This is a genomic window from Mycobacterium sp., from assembly GCF_052144515.1.
Lineage (GTDB): Bacteria > Actinomycetota > Actinomycetes > Mycobacteriales > Mycobacteriaceae > Mycobacterium.
Genome location: NZ_JBKQQD010000297.1, coordinates 14,253 through 30,149, shown reverse-complemented (window position 1 = coordinate 30,149; position 15,897 = coordinate 14,253). Strand labels below are relative to the sequence as shown.

The following is a 15,897-nucleotide window of genomic DNA, read 5'->3' as shown; positions in this document are numbered from 1 at the left end:
GGGCGCTCGCCTCCACGGTGAGTCGATCGCGCAGGGTGTGCAGCCACGCGCGCAGCACTCGGTAGGCGAACTCCTGATCCTCGGTGTCGAACTCCCTGGCCACGTCGTTGATCCAGGTGTGCGCGGTGTGCATCGCGTGGTCAAGCGCCGAGACCTTCGTTTTGGCGGACATGACTACCTCCTTGAGACCCCGGTCTTAGTTCTACAGCCAGTCGTCATGGACTAAGCCCCTTCTTCTCCCCTCGTGCCCGGCCGCCCGCATTCGGGCTTCGAGGTCTGGCCGTACGCATTTCAGGTTCTGCCTCCCCCTCATCCCCGCGATAGGGTCCTTTGACCCAGGTCAGCGCGCCTGAATGCCCAATTGCGGGTACCGGGTTAATTGAGAGGCGGGCCCGCCCAGTCGACAAGACAAGTACCGGGTCAGCGCCCGTTAGCCGCAGTCGACCATGTCGGCCAACACCCCACAACTCGTGAGGGCCCAGTGACAGCGCCCGTCCCATCAGATCGACATGCACGCCCGTCGAACCGCTTGCCCCTATTGGGCTGGTAGATTGCCGATTTCCGCAGATAGAGGCCTTGCGGGCATCTTGCAAGGCTGCTAATTCGAATCCTGCCGGGGGCACCAGTGCCCCTGCAGGTCAAACCCGGCTGAGAACGAACGCTTCGATGTGGCGTTCGCCGGCCCGGGTTTCGTACTTTCGCCAGCCGGGATAAATATCGATGCCTTTTGCCCAGATCTCGTCGCGCTCGCGGGGTGCAGCGATTCGGGCGGCGGCATCCCAGGTGTCGCCCTCGACCGACAACGTGGCTTGCGGGTTGGCCTTGAGATTGTGGTACCAGGCCGGGTGCTTGGTGCCGCCAAAATTCGACGCGATGACGGCCAGCCCCTCGGGGTGCGGGATTCCGTATACCGCGACGGTGCGGGGCTCGCGCGATTTCGCCCCGATAGTCGTGAGCATGACGGCAGGAACACCGGTCAGGAACCACGCGGCGCTACGTCGACCGCCGGTGAGCTGGCTGGCGAGTCTGTCGATGTAGTGTGCCGTCGGGCGAAACAGTGTCACCCCCACCTTCGTGGCTATGAAGCGACGCATCGCCCGATGGAATGCGTTGGCATTGTCGAAGGACCGGACCGGCATGGCGTCATTCTCGCGCAGTGCGCGACTCCCCGAGCGGTGCGGGGTCACTCCGGCTTGGCGCTGTCGACCTGATCGTCGCAGTACTCGATGACGGGTGGCGAGTCGCCGTAGACATCGAGGGTGTGGATGAAGCGGTGCAGTCCCATCACCCCGGCGCAGGTGAACCCGAGCTCGACGATCTGTGCGGCAGTGAAGTGCTCCCCCAACCGCTTGTAGAACTCGTCGTCCATCGCGTGGTGGTCAGCGGAGAGCAGGTCGATGAACTCGACGGCCATCTGCTCCTGCGGCGTCAGCGCGTCGTGGCCCGGCGCGAGCAGGCAGGCCACATCCTCGTCGGTGATCGAATCGTGCTTGCGCGACTGGCTACAGGGTGCGCATTCGCCGAGTTGGGCGCTGCGGATGCGCAGCAACTCCAGGATCCGGCCACCGAGCAGGGTGCCGGCACCGAGCTGCGCCCTGGCCATGTTGACCTGCTCGAGCTGTGCGCTGCGATAGGCAAAGATCTGCAGCGGCACCGGCGTCGCATAGAGTCCGGCCGCGACGCCGGCCTCCACGATTTCGCGAGAGCGTGAACTGAGCTCTTCCACCGGGATTGGCGCGATACGGGGCATCGATTCAACCTATCTTTCTGGAGCGCTCAGCTGCTCGGGCCGAGCACGTATGCGGCGGTTTCCGGATGGTGATACCACCCGCTGGCGGCCTGGGTGCCGCCGTCGACGTGGATCGTTTGACCGGTGATGTAGCTGGACATCTCGGACGCGAGAAACACTGCGGCGCCTGCCATCTCGTCGACCTGACCCGCGCGGCCCATCGGGACCGTGCGGCCGAATCGCTGTTCGGAGCCCGGCGGGGCTATCTGCATGATCCCCTCGGTCAGGGTGATGTCGGGCGCAAGCGCGTTGACCCGAATGCCGTGCGGGGCGAGTTCGAGTGCCGCGGTCTTGGTGTAGTTGATGACGCCGGCCTTGGCCGCCGCGTAAGTCGCGTAACCCGGTGCGGCGCGGACACCTTCGATCGACGTGACGCTGATGATGCTGCCCGGCAATTTCTGCTCGACGAGGACGCGGGCCACGCGCTGCGTGCACAGGTAGACGTGACGCAGGTTCGACTTGTACAGCGCGTCCCAACCGTTCTCGCTGGTGTCGAGGATCCCTGACCAGAACACTCCCCCGGCATTGTTGACCAGGATCGTCACCGGCCCGAGTTCGGCGGAAGTCTGCGCCAGCGCGGCGTCCACCGCGGCACTGTCGCGGACGTCGACCGTGATACCCAGCGCACCGATCTCCGCGGCGGCAGACGCGCACGACTCGGGGTTGCGTTCCCAGATCGCCACCTGCGCACCGAATGCCTTGAAACCCGCCGCGATGCCGCGGCCGATGCCTGCGCCGCCGCCGGTGACAACCGCTACGCGGTCGGTGAGAAGGACGCTGGAAGGATCGAGTGCCATGAAACTGAATATAGAACAATCCCATGTCAAGGTTTACAGTCTTAACTAAATATGTTCGATATGTAACACCCTAGCGCGTAGGAGAACGGCCATGCCCCGCACGATCTTCGTCACCGGCGCGACCGGACAGACCGGCGGCAACGTCTGCGAGCAGTTGATCCAGCGTGGCGACCAGGTTCGGGCCTTGGTCCGCAATCCGGACGAAGCCGGCGCGCTGTCCGACATCGGCGTCGACCTGGTCAAGGGCGACATCCGCAACGCCGACGACGTGCTGCGCGCGGCCAAAGGCGCCGAGGCTGCTATCCACTGCGCGGCGTTGCTCGGCGGTGCGAGTCAGGACCTCGAAGACTTCAAGGCCGTCAACATGGTCGGCACCACCAACGTCCTGGACGCGGCGAAAGCCCACGGCATGCGGCGGGTGGTGGCCCTGAGCACCGCCACCTTCCTCGACCTGAGCACCGGTGTCGACTTCGAAGAGGCACCCGTTCTGGACAACCCACCCAACGACCCCTACACCGTCACCAAGCTCGCCGCGTTTGCCGAGGCACACCGGCGCGCTGCTGCGGGCGACGACGTGCTCACCTGCCACCCTGGCGCGATCTTCGGTCCTGCCCCGGTCGTCGAACGTGCCTTGCACCGCACCAGCTTCAACCGGGTGCTGCTGGCGGGCATGCGGGGAAAGATCAAGCGCTACCTCGCTTTCCCGGTCACGTGGGTAGCGGGCAAGGACGTCGCGACGGGCTCGATCGCCGCGCTGGACCACGGGGTCGCCGGTGAGCGCTACCTGTTGGTCGGCCGGCCGCAGGAAAGCTTCAGCACGGCCGGCGGTATCAATCGCGCGTGCGAGCTCGCCGGAATCGAGCATCGTGTCGAGGATCTCGATTACCGCACGGATCCCGAGGCATTGACCGCCGAATTCGGACCGACCTTGATGGCCATCGCAAAAGCCGCGGCCAAGAGCGAGCGCAAACCCAGAACCAACGACAACCTGACCACCCGGCGCCTGAGCTACAAGCCCATGTCCTTTGACGACGGGCTGCGGCTGCTGACCTCGTGGCTGCGCGAACTCGGCAAACTGTAGAGGCTGCCGTCGTGTCGATCGCCGAACCACGGGGTTCAGACCATGGGGATCTGGCCGATCGGATCCTCGACGCGGCCCAGCGGCTCGTGTTCCGGACGGGTGCGCGGAGGATGTCGCTCTCCGACGTTGCGACCCTGTCCGGGGTGTCACGGCCCACCATTTACCGCTACTTCGCGTCCAAGGAAGAACTCATCGATGCGCTGGGCAAGCGCGAGCGCCGGCGTCTTGATGCGGCGATGGACAAAGCGATGTCTGGCGTTGTCGGGGTCGCACGGTTGGAAGCCGCGGTCGACGTCATCGCGACTTTCGTCGAGGCTCAGCCGCCCGGGCGGCTGCTCGACCTGGAGCGGGGGTTCGCGCACGAACAGATGGCGCAAGCGTTGCCCGTGCTGACCGAAGGGTTGACGGTGGTCCTGCGGCGCTGCGCCCGCGAGGACGCCTTCGCCGCCGCGGTGGACCCCCGCGACCTGGCCGGCGCAATCGCGCGAACCGCGTTGAGCCACTACATTTTTCCCGACACGGACCGTGCCGCGGTGCGCCGCCAGATCCGGGCCGCCGCCGGGCTTTCTGCCCGCTAGCGCTAGCCGGTGACGCTATCGGGCGCGCTGCGCCTGACATCAAGAATTTATTGAGAAACCATAAAGGGCCGGTGTCGACTCTGGTGTCAACGCGGAAACGCGTCAACCAAAAACCCAGATCAGCACAAGGAGACCCCGATGTTCACTCGCCGTTTCACCGTTGTCGCGGCCCGCACCAGCCTGACCGCCGCCGCTCTCGGCCTGGTCACGCTCGGCTTGGCCGGCACCGCAGGCGCAAGCACGGTCGATGACACGTTCCTCGCCCAGCTGCAGGCGGACGGAATCCAGCCGCCGACCGCGGCGCGCGCCATCAGCGACGCGCACGCCGTCTGCAAAGCCCTCGACGCGGGCCACTCACCCCAGGAGGTCATCGGCGCGGTGGCCCAGCGACCGGCCTGAGCTCCAAGAGCGCGAAGACGTTCTCCGTCGACGCCGCGTCGGCCTACTGCCCGCAGTACGTCACCTCGACCTAACAGCGAAACCATGATGCGGGGACCCCGGCCGGGGCCCCCGCATTGACATGCTTTCAAGGGCTGAGATTCACCTGAAACTTGGTGGCGCCGAACGGTTCCGACGTGCCCAGCGCGACCACCGTCGACGGCTCCACCCGATAGACATACCATGGCGCCGGCCCGGCCGACGGGGCGCTGTACAGGGCCGTGAGCGCGTCACCGGCGACTTCGGCGGGCCATCCGGAACGAACGAAAGCCTCCGCAACGCAAGCCAATTCGCCAGCATTGACAACCCGTTCGGCGGCGCCTTCGATGACGAGGTCGAACGGCTCGGTCGCGACGCTGACAACGCATCGCCGGTCGCGGGCCAAGTTATGCGATTTGCGGGTCGCCGGCCCGGAGGTGAAGTACCAGCTGCCGCTGTGCCGAACCACCCCCAGCGGTGTCACATGTGGGCTGCCGTCGGGATTGATCGTGGTGAGCCACGGCGTATGGCGTTGCGGACCGCCGCTTCCCGGCGCCTGGGTCAGCTGACTGTCCAGCACGGCTTTGACACGGTCCCATTCGATCGGCGGCGCTCCGTATCCGTCGAGATTGCGAGGTGTGATCGTCATATCGGTGTTAGACCGTCGCGGGCCCCGGAATTCATCGCATTCACCGCATTCATCGCCCGCACAGCAGGAACAGGCCGTAGGCGGCGACCGACTGCGCATCGGCCAGCACCCCCGAGCGGATCATCTGCTCGACGTCTTCGCGAGCGAACCACTCGCTGCGCATGTCCTGTTCCTCGTGTTCGGGATCCGAATCTCCCTCGGAGATCCCGGTGGCCAAGAACACCCACCCGCGCTGACTGGTCATTCCGGCAGCCACATCGAGCAGGCCGAGCGCCTCGAACGACGTCGCACGCAATCCGGTTTCCTCGCGCAGCTCACGCGCGGCCAGCTCGGAGGGTTCGAGGTCGGCCAAACCCGGAGCGGTGCCCTGCGGGAATTCCCATCGTCTCGCGCCGAGGGGATACCGGAACTGCTCGACCAACCGGAAACGCCGCCCGTCGTAGGGCATCACCAGTGCGTATGTCGGCTTGTCCACCACGGAGTAGATGCCATGGCTGCCGTCTGAGCGGCGAATGTCGTCTTCTCGCAGCACCAACCACGAATTCCGATAGATCTCGCGGGATGCGACGCGTTCGATGAAAGGCACGCCGCCAGTATCACGACCGTCGCCGCGGCTCGCCTCGCAGGGCTCGCTAGGGCTTTTGTTCAGCGGCCTGTTTAATGCGCCGCAGTGTCTCCTCGATCCCCCGGTTGACTTGACGTCCCCGTGGCACAAGCGCTTCGGCGAGTCTGTTGGGCACTGAGCACCACAGGAACTGGAAGGACTCGGTGAGTAACGTTCCGCACGACGACGGTTCCATCGTGTACCACCACCGGGTTTCTTCACGACCAGCGCGGTCGTTGACCGTCGCGAAGCTGAATTCGCGGCCTCGGTCAGCGGTATCGACCACCGCCGTTCTTTCCCAGCGCAAAAGGCCCAGCCGGTTGTATCCGCGAAACCGGACACCCGGGGCCGCAGCGGTTGCCCCGTCCAGCCATTCGCACCGGTAACATTCCGGGCTCCACTCGCCCGTCCGGGTGACGTCAGCGATGAGGTCGTACACGAGATCGGGCGGTGCAGCGATATCGATACTGCCGTGGCCGCGCCGCGCTGTCGGCATGGCCCGAGTATGTCATCTCGGTCAACGCGTCCCACATTGTCCCGAGGACATTGATCCAGTCCAGCCAAACTCCGGCGGCTCACTGTCCACCGAAATCTCCCCTGTCCGCTGTCGGCTCACGGGTGTACCGGGAGAAAAGACACAGGAAGCCCCCCCTCCCCCGGCTTTCCGCTGGTGCGCGCCGGGCGTCGCGGGAAATCTACGTTACGTTTGCGCCGTCCATCGCAGCAATTCACGACTTTCGGGCGCCGGGTGTTTCGGTGGTATCAATCGGCTGGGTATCTGATAGTCATAGAAACGAGTGGAACGGCCGAGACCATGACAACAGCGACATCAATTGCTGCGAAACGTACCTAACCATGCACCAGCACATCATCGTCAGCGGTGACGACTCACTGGCGACGACGATAGTCGCGGAGCTGAACAGCGCCGGCGCGAGCATTGTCAAGGTCGCGACCGCCGCCGAGCTCGCCGACGCCGGGGTCAGCGGCGCGCTTGCCGTCATCTGCGTCGGCGACGACGACGCGATGAATCTCGAAATCGCTCTGCTGGCAAGGAAAGCCAATCCGAGAGTGCGGGTGGTCGCGCGGCTGGCCAATGACGTGCTGCGAGGGGCGGTGGCCGCCGATAACGGACCCGGCGCCATCCTCGACGTTGCCGACCTTGCGGCGCCGTCTGTCGTGGAGGCGTGTCTGGCGCACACCGCGCACCCGCTGGAGGCGGCCGGCATCGAGTTCGTCGTCTCCGGCACCGAGGCACCGCGCGCCGCGACGCTGCGCGAGATCTACGGAGATCTGGCGCCGGTGGCGGTGATTCGCGGCGAAAACTCCCCCGAACCGGGCCTGGTGATGGCGTGCCCGGGCCGGGATCTGCGGGTGTATCCCGGTGATTGGGCGGAGCTGATCGGTACCGCCGATGAGTTGACCGCCCGCGGCATCAAGATCCCGCGCCGGACCGGAACGCGCACACGCCCGCCGTGGGTGCGGCGAGTGCTCGACACCGTATTCACACTGCGCAGCGACATCAACCCGATGTTCTTGCGCGCGATAGCCGCTGCGCTGCTTCTGCTGGTCGGTTCGACGATCTTGTTGCGCTTCGCCTATCAGCGCCCCCCGGGAATGACGTGGATCGACGCGTTGTACTTCACCACCGAAACAATCGCGACCGTGGGCTACGGCGACTTCAGCTTCCTCCGCCAGCACACCTGGCTGCGACTATTCGCCATCATGTTGATGTTCGCCGGCGTGCTCACTACCGCGGTCCTCGTCGCGTTCATCGCCGATCTGCTGCTGTCCCGGCGCTTCGCCCACTCGGCCGGACGCCGGCGGGCGCGCCACCTGCGCAACCACGTGATCGTCGTGGGCCTGGGCTCGTTCGGCAGCCGCGTCGTCAGTGACCTGACCGCCGCCGGACATGACGTCGCGGTGATCGAGCGCGACCCGAACAACCGTTTCCTGTCGACGGCGGACGACCTCGACGTGCCGGTGATCTTCGGCGACGCGACGCTGCGCCGGACGCTGGAAGCGGCCCGCGTCGACCACGCCCGCGCGGTGGCCGTGCTGACCCAGGACGACATGGTCAACATCGAGACCGGGATCGTGCTGCGGGAGATGTTGGGTCCGCGGGTGATGCCCGAGGTCGTCCGGCCCGACGTTCCGCTGGTGCTACGGGTCTACGACCGTGCGCTGGGGGCCGCGGTGGCGCAGCGGTTCGGGTTCGAAAACGTGCGGTCGACCGTCGAGCTGGCCGCACCCTGGTTCATCGGCGCCGCGATGGGCCTGCAGGTGCTGGGCACGTTTTCGGTGGAGCAGCGCTCCTTCATGGTCGGCGGGATGCGTGTGGCCGCCGGCAGTGAGCTCGACGGGCTGCAGATGTTCGAGCTGTCCACGCAAACCCGCGTCATCGCGATCACCCGACAGGATGCGCCGGTCAAGCTGCACCCGCGCCGCGACGCCCGGCTGCGCGGCGGCGACACCGTCTACGTCGTCGGCCCGTATCGCGAGCTGCTGGCGACGCTGCGCAAGGGACAGCCGCCCGAGCAGGCCGACACCGGTGACGAGCCCCGCTGGGCCTAAAACCCGTCGACCACGTCGGCCGCGCGCCGCAGCTGGTCGAGGTCTGAACTGGTTGGGATGAGCTGAATTTCGTCGGTGCCGATCTCTGCGAATTTCCGCAGCACCGCCACCAACTCGTCTTCGCTGCCGGCCCACCCGGTCGTCGGCGCCATCGCGTCGACGTACTCGGCCGGTATCCAGTTCATGTAGCGCCGCAGATGACGATGGATCTGGGCGCGGGCCTGTTGGTGCGGCCCGAACGCGAACCAGAACGAGGTCGCCAGATGGGGCCGGGGCTTGCCGGCCCCCGCCCACGCGGCGCGCGCCACGTCGAACAACTCGTTCTGCTTGGCGACGTCGAGGTCAAGGGCGGCGCCCGCCACTCCGTCGGCCCAGGCCGCGGCGCTGCGGATGGTCTTGGGCCCGATGCTGCCGATCAACAGTGGCGGCCCGCCGGCCTGAATCGGCGCCGGCCCGACCGGCAGCACCGAGTCGGTGAGCTTTTCGCCGGCCCACACCCGCTTCATCACCGCCACGCGGTCGGCCATGCCACGCATCGTCTGGGTGCCCAGGTCGGCGCCGACGGCGCGGTAGTCCTCATGCCGCCCGCCCACGCCGATCCCCACGGTCAACCGCCCGCTGGACAGCACGTCTCCGGTCGCGAGCGCCTTGGCCAGCATGGTCGGGTCGTGCAGCTGCGGCACGATCACCGTGGTCACCAGCCGCACCCGATCGGTCCAGGCGGACAGCGCACCGAGCAGCGTCAGGCTGTCGGGGTTGTCGAAGGCGATGCGCTCGCCCCAGCACAGCGACGAGAACGGTCCCTCGTCGATCGCACGGGCCCAATCCCGCAGCACCGTCGCGTCCAGATCCGGTTCCATCACCGGCATGGTCATTGCCACCTGCACGACGGCGATTCTGGCATGCGGGCGACTCGCCCGCGGCGGAGTGGCAGCATGGACTGGGTGAGCATCCTCAGCTCGTCCGTCGCGCACGTCCGCCTCACCGTCACCGACATCGAACGATCACGGCAGTTCTACGAGAGCGTCTTCGGTTGGCCAGTGCTGATCGAGGTCCCCGAGAATGCTGACGAGAAAACCCGCGACCAGTTGAGCTTCCTGTACGGCGGGGTCATCTACGACCTCGGTGGCACCCTGCTCGGGCTGCGCCCGGTGGCCACCGACCGCTTCGACGAGAATCGCGCCGGCTTGGACCACATCGCGTTCCGGCTGGCCAGCAAGGACGAATTGGATGCCGCCGCCGCACATCTCGACGAAGTCGGGGTCTATCACGAAACGATCAAAGACATTGGGCCGTCATACATCCTGGAGTTCCGCGACCCCGACAACATCGCCCTGGAACTCACGGCGCCTAAGTGATCCACCGTGATCCACCGTGATCCACCGCGCGAGCGTGCGCAAAATGACAGCGTCTGCGGCGTGCCGTCGTACGAACACGCACGCTCGCGCGACGGTCGCTGGAGTGGTTGAGTGAAAGGAACTATGACCATCAGCTTCAACCACACCATTGTCGCGGCACGCGACAAACAGGAATCCGCGCAGTTTCTCGCCGAACTCTTCGACCTGCCGACCCCGAAGCCATTCGGCCGCTTCATGGTTGTCGCACTAGACCACGGCGCCAGTCTCGACTATGCCGACATCCCCGAAAGCGAAGAGATCCGGCGGCAGCACTACGCCTTCCTGGTCTCCGAGGAAGAGTTCGACGCGATCTACGGCAAGATCCAATCGCGCGGCTTGCCGCACTGGGCGGACCCGGCTGCCGAGAGACCCGGCGAGATCAACCGCCGCGACGGCGGCCGCGGGGTGTACTTCCCGGATCCCTCCGGGCATTCCATGGAGATCCTCACCCGGCCCTACGGCTCGGGCTCGGGCGGTTAGTCACCGCCGCGCGGTGAATGGTGTCGCACGCTCTCCTGATCCTGATAGTCACCGGCGAGCTGCGCGACGTGCTTGGGCAGGGCGCCGGCGGCGACGTCAGCCAGGGTTGTTTCCTCCAGCACCGACCGCATGCTGGCGCGCAGCGCCCGCCATACGTCGCTCAGGGCCGTGGTGGGCCCGGAATATGGCAAGTCGCCAAGGCCGATGTCGCGGACGCTGGCCAGCGGGCCGTCGATGCAGCGCAGCACGTCGGCGATGCTGATCTCGGTCGCCGGACGCGCCAGTTCGTAGCCACCCTCGCGGCCGCGGTGGCTTCGCACCAGGCGATCGGTGCGCAGGTTCGTCAGGATGTCGACAAGAAACTGGGCCGGGATGCCCTGAGCATGCGCCAAGTCGTCGGTCTTGACCAACGTGCCGCTCGGAGCCGTGGCGAGCTGGACCATCGCCCGCACCGCATACTCCGCCTTGGCCGACATCCGCATTCTGCGCATTCTGCCACCAGCAGCCCGCGCGGGCTTGCGCTTAGTGTCGCGACTGCACCAGGTCGATGATGAGTTGCGCCTGCTCGTCGATGGTGCGGTTCGGGGTGAGTCGCAGGTCCGGATTCTTCGGCCGTTGATAGGGGCTGTCGATGCCGGTGAAGTGCGTGATCTCACCCGCGCGCGCTTTGGCGTACAGCCCCTTCGGGTCGCGCTTCTCGCACTCCACCAGCGGGGTGTCGCAGAATACTTCGACAAAGCCAAATCCCGCGTCGGCGTGGACTTTACGAGCCAGGGCGCGGTGCTCTTCCAGCGGACTGATCGCCGGCACCAGCACGATTTGGCCCGAGTCGGCGAGTAGTGTCGCGACGTGCGCCAGCCGGCGCAGGTTCTCGGCCCGGTCGGCCATGGAAAAGCCTAGGTCGGCGTTGAGGCCGTGCCGCAGGTTGTCGCCGTCGAGAACGTAAGCGGGCAAGCCCTTTTCGAGCAGCTTGCGTTCGACCAGCATGGCCACCGATGACTTGCCGGCGCCCGAGAGGCCGGTGAGCCACACCGTCGTGCCCCGGGACACCCGGTCTTGGGCGGTCACCAGTGATTGGTGTCGCACGGTGTTGGGGCTGGCCGTGTGCGCCGAAACGTCACGCAACACCATGCCCGCCGCCACCGTTCCGTTGGTGTCGGGGTCGATGAGGATGAACGAGCCGGTGCTGGCGTTGCGGGTGTATTCGTCAAGCAGCAGCGGCACCTGGGTGCGCAGCGAAATGCGGCCGAGTTCGTTGAGCTTCAGCGCCGTTGCGCTCTTGTCGCGGTGCAGGGTATTGACATCGAGTCGGTAATCCAGCGCGGTGATCCGTGCGCGGGTGGTCCGGGTGGTGTGTTTGATGACGTAATCGCGGCCGGGCTCCAGGGCGGTGCCGTCGGCCATCCAGCACACCGTCGCGTCGAATTGCTGCGCGACCCTGGGCTGGTTGTTGGTGCGGGCGATCAAATCCCCGCGCGAGATGTCAATATCGTCGGCGAGGCTGATGGACACCGCCATCGGTGGAAATGCTTCTGGCACTGGGCCGTTCGGTCCGTTGATCGCGGTGATCCGGGTGGCCTTGCCGATCGGCAACACGACCACTTCGTCGCCTGGGCGCATCACTCCGCTGGCCACGGTGCCCGCATAGCTGCGGTGGTCTTGGTGCTCGAGGGTGTGTGGCCGGATGACGTACTGAACCGGGAACCGCACGTCGACCAGGTTGCGGTCACCGGCGATGTAGACCTCTTCGAGGTGCGACAGTAACGCCGGCCCGTCATACCACGGCGTCCGGTCCGACTTGGTAACCACGTTGTCGCCGTGCAGGGCCGACATCGGGATGGAGGTGACGTCCTGTACATCGAGGCGGGCGGCGAAGGCGTGGAATTCGTCTCGGATCGACTCGAATCTTTCTCTATCCCAATCGATCAGGTCCATCTTGTTGACCGCGAGCACCAGGTGGCGAATGCCCAGCAACGACGCCAGGAAAGCATGCCGGCGCGATTGCTCCAGCAAGCCTTGCCGGGCATCGACCAGCACGATCACCAGCTGAGCGGTGGACGCACCGGTCACCATGTTGCGGGTGTACTGGATGTGGCCCGGGGTGTCGGCGATGATGAATTTCCGCTTGGGCGTGGCGAAATAGCGGTAGGCAACGTCGATCGTGATGCCCTGTTCGCGCTCCGCGCGCAGGCCGTCGGTGACCAGAGCCAGGTCGGTGTATTCGTGCCCGCGCTCCTTGGACGTTCGCTCCACCGCGGCCCATTGGTCTTCCATCACGGCCTTGGAGTCGTAGAGCAGGCGCCCAATGAGTGTGGATTTGCCGTCATCGACGGAGCCGGCGGTGGCAAGGCGCAGCAACATCGTAGTAGATGCAGACATCAGAAGTAGCCCTGCCTCTTGCGGTCTTCCATTCCGGCCTCCGAGATCCGGTCATCGGCCCGGGTCGCCCCGCGCTCGGTCAACCGGGACACCGCGGTCTCGGCGATCACCTCCGACACGGTCGCGGCGGCAGACTCCACACATCCGGTACACGTGACGTCCCCGACGGTGCGGAATCGCACCGTCGCCTCGAACACCGGCTCGTCGGCGCGCGGCTGCAGGTGCCGGTGCACCGCCAGCAACATCCCGTCGCGGCTGAACACCTTGCGCCGGTGCGCGAAGTAGATCGACGGCAACGTGACCTTTTCGGCTCCGATATAAGACCAGATGTCGAACTCGGTCCAATTGGACAGCGGAAAGACCCGGATGTGTTCGCCCTTGTGATGGCGCCCGTTGTACAGGTTCCACAGCTCCGGCCGCTGGGCCTTGGGGTCCCACTGGCCGAACTCGTCGCGGAAGCTGAACACCCGCTCCTTGGCGCGCGCCTTCTCCTCGTCGCGCCGCGCCCCGCCGAATGCCGCGTCGAACTTGTTCTCCCGGATGGCCCGCAGCAACGTCACGGTCTGGATCGGGTTGCGCGACGGGATGGTCTCGACGACCCGGCCGGCGTCGATATCCTCCTGCACCGACGCCACCACCAGGCGCACCCCGGACTCTTTGACCAGCTCATCGCGGGTGGCGATGACCTCGTCGAAGTTGTGACCGGTGTCGACATGCATCACCGGGAAGGGCAGCCGCCCGGGCCGAAATGCCTTGAGCGCCAAGTGCAGCATGACGATGGAGTCTTTACCGCCCGAGAACAACAGCACCGGCCGCTCGAACTCGGCGGCCACCTCCCGAATGATGTGGATGGCCTCGGCCTCCAGCGAGCGCAGGTGACTCAATTCGTACTGGCCGGCCGCGGGGGCCGCCGTCAGATCAGTGGTCATGGCTTCCTTACCGGAATTCAGATAATTCTGGTAGAACTGGTCATGTTTATGGTCATTGTCAAATATAGAACCAGGCTGTTCCGCCGCTGTCAATGAAATGCCCGTGCGGAAGCATGGACGGATGGCTAGCACTTCCGAACCGTCCAGCGGCCGCGACGTCATCGCGGAATTCCTCCCCCAATCGCCGTTCGTAGTCCAAGCTGGGGATCTCCGATATCTCCAGCCGATCGGCTCGCAAACGACGAGGTGGGGCTGCGGCTGCCGTGGGATCCGTCCAACGCCACCGCCGGCGACATGGTGCATGGCGGCGCCATCGCCACCCTTGCCGATCTGACCGTCATGGCGGCGGCCTGGTGCGGCGCGGATGCACCCCCCGAGCTGAGGGGCGTGACGGTGTCGATGACGGTGGACTTCATGGCGCCGGCCCGCGCGACCGATGTGATCGGAGTGGGCAGGGCGCTGCGGCGCGGCCGCTCGCTGGTCAACTGCGAGGCCGAGATCGTCGACCCGGAGGGCAGGCTGCTGGCCAAGGCCCTCGCCACCTACAAGGTGGGCTGAGGTCTGCTCGGCAGCAAGCTACAGCGTGACCTCGATGAGCTTGCCGGTGGCGACGTCGAAGACGAAGCCGCGCACCGACACATGCTTGGTGACGAAGGGGCTGTTCTCGATGCGGCGCAGCGACTGCCGGACGTCCGCCTCGGGGTCGGGGAACGCCTCGGCCGCCCACGGCGGCTTGACCCCGGTCTCATCCTGGATGCTGCGCTTGAAGTCGTCGTCGGTGAAGGTCAGCATTCCGCAGTCGCTGTGGTGGATCAGGATGATCTCTCGCGTCCCGAGCAGGCGCTGGCTGATGGCCAACGAGCGGATGACGTCGTCGGTGACCACCCCGCCGGCGTTGCGGATGACGTGGGCTTCGCCCTCGTCGAGCCCGAGGATGCGGTAAACGTCGAGTCGGGCGTCCATGCACGCGACGACCGCGACGTGTTTGCTCGGCGGCAGGGGCAGCGGCCCGGTGAAGTTGCTCGCGTATTGGGCGTTGTTGGCCAGGTAGTCATCGGTAACCGTCACGCCACTCTCCTTTTGGATGCAGGGGTATCGCGGTGTCGGATCGTATCAACCGGCCGCCCCGATTTCACCCGTGTGAATCAGCTCGATCACAACGGTGCGGCGGCAACCGACCGGAGGGCTCGCTAACCTGTCCTGATGCGGCGCGGTGGTGAGGCATGATCCGTTTTCTGGCGCGCCGGTTCCTCAACTACATCGTGCTGCTGGTGCTGGCGTCATTCTTGGCCTTCTGCCTGGCCTCCGTGACGTTCCATCCGCTGGACAGCTACATCCAGCGCCACCCGACGCCGACCAAAGAGCTCATCAACGCCAAAGCCGCTCAGCTCGGCTTGGACAAACCCATACCCATCCGGTACGCGAAATGGGTTTCCGGCGTGGTGCACGGCGACTTCGGCACGACGGTCACCGGTCACCCGGTCTCCCGGGAGCTGTGGCACCGGATCGGGATCAGCCTGCGGCTCGTGGTGACCGGTTCGGTGCTGGGCACCATCATCGGCGTCATCGTGGGGGCCTGGGGAGCCATCCGGCAGTACCGGCTCAGCGACCGCGTCATCACCGTGCTGGCATTGGTCACCCTGAGCATCCCGTCATTTGTGCTGGCAGGCATGCTCATCCTGGCCGCGCTCCGGGTCAACACGTTTACCGGGGTCCGGATGTTCCTCTACACCGGTGAGACGTCACCGGTTCCGCCCGGCGGAGTGTGGGACCAGTTGATCGACCGCGTCCAACACCTCATATTGCCGACGCTGACCCTGGCGCTGGGCGCGATCGCGAGCTTCAGCCGCTACCAGCGCAACGCCATGCTGGACGTGCTGGGCGAGGATTTCATCCGGACCGCGCGCGCCAAAGGTCTGACCCGCCGGCGTGCGCTGTTCAAACATGGCCTGCGCACCGCGCTGATTCCGCTCGCCACTCTGTTCGCCTATGGGCTCAGCGGGCTGGTCGTCGGCGCGATATTCGTCGAGAAGATCTTCGGCTGGCACGGCATGGGCGAATGGGTGGTGTTGGGCATCTCGACACAGGACACCAACGTCGTCGCGGCCATCACGCTGTTTACCGCATTGGTGATTCTGCTCGCCGGCCTGTTGTCCGACGTCTTCTATGCGGTGCTTGACCCGAGGGTGCGGGTGGCATGACGCGCGCCGGCGACGATGCAGAGCG

Annotated in this window: 17 protein-coding genes and 3 pseudogenes; 8 read left to right on the top strand and 12 right to left on the bottom strand. The window is 65.9% G+C overall.

The window, feature by feature from the left end; translation table 11 throughout:
• The 4 genes from ACLP9N_RS20035 to ACLP9N_RS20020 all read right to left on the bottom strand — a co-directional run.
• Positions 1–133: DUF2267 domain-containing protein (locus ACLP9N_RS20035; RefSeq protein ID WP_442409053.1), on the bottom strand; the 133-nt coding region annotated here is incomplete at its 3' end.
• Positions 134–638: 505 nt separating this feature from the next.
• Positions 639–1,139: a nitroreductase family deazaflavin-dependent oxidoreductase gene (locus ACLP9N_RS20030; RefSeq protein ID WP_442409050.1), complete on the bottom strand. Its 501-nt coding sequence runs from the start codon at positions 1,137–1,139 to the stop codon at positions 639–641.
• Positions 1,140–1,183: 44 nt separating this feature from the next.
• On the bottom strand, positions 1,184–1,750 hold the full coding sequence (locus tag ACLP9N_RS20025) for a carboxymuconolactone decarboxylase family protein (protein ID WP_442409049.1): 567 nt from the start codon (positions 1,748–1,750) through the stop codon (positions 1,184–1,186).
• A 26-nt stretch (positions 1,751–1,776) separates the two neighbouring features.
• On the bottom strand, positions 1,777–2,586 hold the full coding sequence (locus ACLP9N_RS20020; protein WP_442409048.1) for an SDR family NAD(P)-dependent oxidoreductase: 810 nt from the start codon (positions 2,584–2,586) through the stop codon (positions 1,777–1,779).
• 91 nt (positions 2,587–2,677) lie between these two features.
• On the opposite strand from ACLP9N_RS20020, the gene ACLP9N_RS20015 reads away from it, so the two are divergent.
• The 3 genes and pseudogenes from ACLP9N_RS20015 to ACLP9N_RS20005 all read left to right on the top strand — a co-directional run bounded on the left by ACLP9N_RS20015 (position 2,678) and on the right by ACLP9N_RS20005 (position 4,718).
• Positions 2,678–3,667 carry an NAD-dependent epimerase/dehydratase family protein gene (locus tag ACLP9N_RS20015; RefSeq protein ID WP_442409047.1) on the top strand — a complete coding sequence of 330 codons (990 nt, stop codon included), beginning with the start codon at positions 2,678–2,680 and terminating at the stop codon, positions 3,665–3,667.
• Between the two features lie 11 nt (positions 3,668–3,678).
• Positions 3,679–4,245 carry a TetR/AcrR family transcriptional regulator gene (locus tag ACLP9N_RS20010; RefSeq protein ID WP_442409046.1) on the top strand — a complete coding sequence of 189 codons (567 nt, stop codon included), beginning with the start codon at positions 3,679–3,681 and terminating at the stop codon, positions 4,243–4,245.
• Between the two features lie 138 nt (positions 4,246–4,383).
• Positions 4,384–4,718 (top strand): annotated as a pseudogene (locus ACLP9N_RS20005) (DUF732 domain-containing protein).
• A 53-nt stretch (positions 4,719–4,771) separates the two neighbouring features.
• Here the strand turns inward: ACLP9N_RS20005 and ACLP9N_RS20000 are convergent.
• From ACLP9N_RS20000 to ACLP9N_RS19990, 3 genes are read right to left on the bottom strand one after another with little or no spacing between them, the layout of a single operon-like run.
• Positions 4,772–5,311, bottom strand: coding sequence for a DUF447 domain-containing protein (locus ACLP9N_RS20000; RefSeq protein ID WP_442409045.1), 540 nt, complete (start codon positions 5,309–5,311; stop codon positions 4,772–4,774).
• Between the two features lie 49 nt (positions 5,312–5,360).
• Positions 5,361–5,897 carry an NUDIX domain-containing protein gene (locus ACLP9N_RS19995; protein WP_442409044.1) on the bottom strand — a complete coding sequence of 179 codons (537 nt, stop codon included), beginning with the start codon at positions 5,895–5,897 and terminating at the stop codon, positions 5,361–5,363.
• A 46-nt stretch (positions 5,898–5,943) separates the two neighbouring features.
• Entirely contained in the window at positions 5,944–6,411 is a 468-nt protein-coding gene (locus ACLP9N_RS19990; protein ID WP_442409043.1) for an SRPBCC family protein, read from the bottom strand.
• A gap of 359 nt (positions 6,412–6,770) precedes the next feature.
• On the opposite strand from ACLP9N_RS19990, the gene ACLP9N_RS19985 reads away from it, so the two are divergent.
• A complete protein-coding gene (locus ACLP9N_RS19985) occupies positions 6,771–8,486 on the top strand; it encodes an NAD-binding protein (protein ID WP_442409042.1) in 1,716 nt (571 codons plus the stop codon).
• On the opposite strand, the gene ACLP9N_RS19980 is transcribed toward ACLP9N_RS19985, so the two are convergent.
• Entirely contained in the window at positions 8,483–9,361 is an 879-nt protein-coding gene (locus ACLP9N_RS19980) for an LLM class flavin-dependent oxidoreductase (protein WP_442409052.1), read from the bottom strand. The two genes, ACLP9N_RS19985 and ACLP9N_RS19980, sit on opposite strands and share 4 nt — an antisense overlap.
• A gap of 60 nt (positions 9,362–9,421) precedes the next feature.
• On the opposite strand from ACLP9N_RS19980, the gene ACLP9N_RS19975 reads away from it, so the two are divergent.
• Positions 9,422–9,844, top strand: a complete 423-nt coding sequence (locus ACLP9N_RS19975; protein WP_442409041.1) for a VOC family protein — start codon at positions 9,422–9,424, stop codon at positions 9,842–9,844.
• A 123-nt stretch (positions 9,845–9,967) separates the two neighbouring features.
• A complete protein-coding gene (locus ACLP9N_RS19970; RefSeq protein ID WP_442409040.1) occupies positions 9,968–10,363 on the top strand; it encodes a VOC family protein in 396 nt (131 codons plus the stop codon).
• Here ACLP9N_RS19970 and ACLP9N_RS19965 read toward each other — a convergent pair.
• From ACLP9N_RS19965 to cysD, 3 genes and pseudogenes are all read right to left on the bottom strand, one after another.
• Complete coding sequence (locus ACLP9N_RS19965) at positions 10,360–10,845, bottom strand: Rrf2 family transcriptional regulator (RefSeq protein ID WP_442409051.1); 486 nt, start codon at positions 10,843–10,845, stop codon at positions 10,360–10,362. The two genes, ACLP9N_RS19970 and ACLP9N_RS19965, sit on opposite strands and share 4 nt — an antisense overlap.
• A gap of 40 nt (positions 10,846–10,885) precedes the next feature.
• Positions 10,886–12,742 carry an adenylyl-sulfate kinase gene (cysC, locus tag ACLP9N_RS19960; protein WP_442409039.1) on the bottom strand — a complete coding sequence of 619 codons (1,857 nt, stop codon included), beginning with the start codon at positions 12,740–12,742 and terminating at the stop codon, positions 10,886–10,888.
• Positions 12,742–13,733, bottom strand: a pseudogene (gene cysD / locus ACLP9N_RS19955) (sulfate adenylyltransferase subunit CysD). Before cysD ends, cysC begins: the two are co-directional and overlap by 1 nt.
• Positions 13,734–13,792: 59 nt before the next feature.
• Here cysD and ACLP9N_RS19950 point away from each other — a divergent pair.
• Positions 13,793–14,229: pseudogene (locus ACLP9N_RS19950) on the top strand (PaaI family thioesterase).
• 18 nt (positions 14,230–14,247) lie between these two features.
• Here ACLP9N_RS19950 and ACLP9N_RS19945 read toward each other — a convergent pair.
• A complete protein-coding gene (locus tag ACLP9N_RS19945) occupies positions 14,248–14,739 on the bottom strand; it encodes a beta-class carbonic anhydrase (RefSeq protein WP_442409038.1) in 492 nt (163 codons plus the stop codon).
• Between the two features lie 155 nt (positions 14,740–14,894).
• On the opposite strand from ACLP9N_RS19945, the gene ACLP9N_RS19940 reads away from it, so the two are divergent.
• Positions 14,895–15,872: an ABC transporter permease gene (locus tag ACLP9N_RS19940; RefSeq protein WP_442409037.1), complete on the top strand. Its 978-nt coding sequence runs from the start codon at positions 14,895–14,897 to the stop codon at positions 15,870–15,872.
• Positions 15,873–15,897: the final 25 nt, after the last annotated feature.

Bases quoted from the DNA above. Each gene is read 5' to 3' on its own strand.
- ACLP9N_RS19940 (WP_442409037.1), top strand. From the start codon at position 14,895: ATGATCCGTTTTCTGGCGCGCCGGTTCCTCAACTACATCGTGCTGCTG.
- ACLP9N_RS20025 (WP_442409049.1), bottom strand. From the start codon at position 1,750: ATGCCCCGTATCGCGCCAATCCCGGTGGAAGAGCTCAGTTCACGCTCT.
- cysC (WP_442409039.1), bottom strand. From the start codon at position 12,742: ATGTCTGCATCTACTACGATGTTGCTGCGCCTTGCCACCGCCGGCTCC.
- ACLP9N_RS19990 (WP_442409043.1), bottom strand. From the start codon at position 6,411: ATGCCGACAGCGCGGCGCGGCCACGGCAGTATCGATATCGCTGCACCG.
- ACLP9N_RS19975 (WP_442409041.1), top strand. From the start codon at position 9,422: ATGGACTGGGTGAGCATCCTCAGCTCGTCCGTCGCGCACGTCCGCCTC.
- ACLP9N_RS19985 (WP_442409042.1), top strand. From the start codon at position 6,771: ATGCACCAGCACATCATCGTCAGCGGTGACGACTCACTGGCGACGACG.
- ACLP9N_RS20030 (WP_442409050.1), bottom strand. From the start codon at position 1,139: ATGCCGGTCCGGTCCTTCGACAATGCCAACGCATTCCATCGGGCGATG.
- ACLP9N_RS20015 (WP_442409047.1), top strand. From the start codon at position 2,678: ATGCCCCGCACGATCTTCGTCACCGGCGCGACCGGACAGACCGGCGGC.
- ACLP9N_RS20000 (WP_442409045.1), bottom strand. From the start codon at position 5,311: ATGACGATCACACCTCGCAATCTCGACGGATACGGAGCGCCGCCGATC.
- ACLP9N_RS19965 (WP_442409051.1), bottom strand. From the start codon at position 10,845: ATGCGGATGTCGGCCAAGGCGGAGTATGCGGTGCGGGCGATGGTCCAG.
- ACLP9N_RS19970 (WP_442409040.1), top strand. From the start codon at position 9,968: ATGACCATCAGCTTCAACCACACCATTGTCGCGGCACGCGACAAACAG.
- ACLP9N_RS20020 (WP_442409048.1), bottom strand. From the start codon at position 2,586: ATGGCACTCGATCCTTCCAGCGTCCTTCTCACCGACCGCGTAGCGGTT.
- ACLP9N_RS19980 (WP_442409052.1), bottom strand. From the start codon at position 9,361: ATGACCATGCCGGTGATGGAACCGGATCTGGACGCGACGGTGCTGCGG.